A 2,817-nucleotide genomic window follows, 5' to 3' on the forward strand; every position below is an offset into this window, starting at 1 on the left:
CACCAGGCGGTGACCGCCGCCGCAGCCGAACACGCCACCTTCATCGAGATCAGCCCACACCCGGTGCTGACCTACGCCCTGACCGACACCCTGAGCGACACCGACTCCCACTACCACACCCTGGCCACCCTGACCCGCCACACCCACGAAGCCCTGACCTTCCACACCAACCTCAACGCCACCAACACCACCGGCAGCGTGCCGCGGCCCGGAACGCTGCTGGGCGCGCAGATGACGGTGGCCGGCAGTCCGCCGATCCGGTTGTGGCAGGCCCGGCTGGTGCCTCAGGCCAAGCCGTACCCGGGATTTCACCGGTTGCACGGTGTCGAAGTGGTGCCGGCCTCGGTGCTGGTGGCCACGGTGGCCGAGGCGGCCGCCGATTGCGGCATTGCGGCGGTGACCGATCTGCGCTTCGAGCAACCGGTCCTCGTCGACCAGCCGCGGCAGATCCAGGTGGTCGTCGACAACACCGCCCTCACCGTGTCCTCGCGGCCGGACACCGACGAGCCGGCGCACCGGTGGGTCCGCCATCTGTGTGCCGACCTGGACCCCGAGGGGCAGGTCGGCGCCTCGGTCGACGCCACCGTCGACGGTCAGCCGTGGACGATCGACGGTCTGCTCGACGGATGGGGCGTGGAAGGCCGACCGTTCGCCTGGACCGTCGACTCCCTGCGGGGCCGGATCAACGGGGTCGCAGGGCTGACCGCCGACGTCGGGTTGCCCGAGGATTCCACCGTCGCGTTGCTCGACGCCGCAACCCATCTGGCGCGCCTGGTCGACCAGACCGATCAGCGTCTGATGGTGCCGTCGGGAGCCGAGCGGGTTCGCCTCGGCGCCGCACCCACCGGCGGCAGCGGCGTGATCGAGGTGCGCCGGCGCTCGGGCGCGGCGACCACGACCGGTGCGGCCGCGTCCCCGGGCGCCGACCTCGTCGTCGACATCGTCGGTACGAGCGCCGACGGGCGTCGCTGCTTCGACATCCTCGGGTTGCGCTACGTCGACGTGGAAACCGCGACCCCCGCCGAGGAGGCCGACCCGCGCACCTATGTTCACGGCATCGACTGGCACCCGCAGCCGATCCAGGCCGCACCCGAGGCAGGGACGCTGGCCGTGGTCGGCGGCGGCGACGCCGACGCGGTACGCGACCGACTTGTCGAGACCGGATACCGCAGCGCCGATCTCGCCGACGCCGAGCACATCGTCTACGTCGCCGATACCACCGCCGAGCGCGGTATCGACGCCGCGGTCCGCATGGCAGGGCAGGTGCGTGATCTGCTCCGGGACCTCGACACCCGCGACGATCACCGTGGCGGGACCGTCTGGGTGCTCACCCGTGGGGTGCACCGCGGCGAAGCGGAGGCGACAGTGGTCCACAGCAGCCTGTGGGGCATGGCCGCCGTGGCGGCCGCCGAACACCCCGACCGCTGGGGTGGGCTGCTCGACCTACCCGCCGACCGCCCGATCGATGAACTGGTCAGCACCGTCGCCGCTGTGCTGCCCACCCGGAGCAAAACCCCGCTGGTGCTGCGCGACGGGGAGGTGTGCGCGCCGACGCTGGCCCCGCTGTCCGGGCCCGCGGAGCGCGATCCGGTGCGCTGCCGCCCGGACGGCGCGTACCTCATCACCGGTGGCCTCGGAGCGCTGGGTCTGCTCATGGCGGCGTGGCTTGTCGACCGCGGTGCCCGCCGCCTCATCCTGGCCGGCCGCAGTGGTCTGCCCGCCCGGCGCGACTGGGACGACGCCGACGGCGCCACCGCCGGACAGATCACGACGATCCGCGACCTGGAGCGCCGGGGCGTCACCGTCGACGTCGCCGCTATCGACGTCGGCAGCCGTGACGCGATGGAGGAACTGCTGGCGCGGCGCGACCGGGCCGGCGCGCCGCCGATCCGCGGAATCATCCACGCCGCGGGTGTCAGCGAGAACGCGCTGCTGACCGAGACCTCCGACGCCGTGCTGCACCGGGTGCTGTGGCCGAAGATCGCCGGGGCCGCCGTGCTGCACGAGCTGTTCCCTCCCGGCACATTGGACTTTTTGTTTTTGACCGGCTCCGCCGGCACGGTGTTCGGGGTCCCCGGCCAGGGTGCCTACGCGACCGCCAACGCCTACCTCGACGGACTGGCGCGGCTGCGCCACCGTCTCGGCGACCACACCATGAGCCTGGACTGGGTCGCCTGGCACGGAATCGGATTCGCCGCCGACGCAGCGATCGCCGTCGACGAACTGCAGCGGCTCGGCTCACGGCCGCTGAGCCCCGACGAGGCGTTCGCCGCCTGGGAACACGCCGACCGCCACCACATCGACCGGGTCGTCATCGCCCCGATGCCGACCGCTGAGCCGCCGCAGGCTGTGGACGCAACCACACCGGAGTGGTCGGCGATGAGCCCCGCCGATCTTCGTGGAGAACTCGAGGGCGCACTGCGTGAGATCCTCGCTCGTGAACTCCAGATCCCCGAAGCCGACCTGGATACGGATCTGCCGTTCGCCGAACTCGGCCTGAATTCGGTGATGGCCATGTCCATCCGCCGTGAAGTGGAACGCCTGGCCGGCATCGAGCTCTCTGCCACCATGCTGTGGAACCACCCCACCGTCGGGGCCCTCGCCGAGCACCTGGGCACCAAACTGGCACCCGCGCAGGAGGATACTGACCACTCGGAATTCACCGACGAGGAGAGCGTTCTCGATGCCCTGTTCGACAGTGTGGAGTCGGGATCATGAGCGCCCCGATGGATCCGGACACCCTGCGGCGTTGGTTGGTTGATCGTTTGGTGGTGGTTTTGGGTTGTGGTCGTGGGGATGTTGATTCGGGTGCGTTGT

1 protein-coding gene is annotated in these 2,817 nt (G+C 70.8%); it reads left to right on the forward strand.

The window, feature by feature from the left end:
- Positions 1 to 2,718 (forward strand): type I polyketide synthase (locus B8W67_RS19955; RefSeq protein WP_133056177.1); only part of this gene is annotated, 2,718 nt, incomplete at its 5' end.
- Positions 2,719 to 2,817 lie beyond the last annotated feature (99 nt).

Source organism: Mycolicibacillus koreensis (genome assembly GCF_002104795.1).
GTDB lineage: Bacteria > Actinomycetota > Actinomycetes > Mycobacteriales > Mycobacteriaceae > Mycobacterium > Mycobacterium koreense.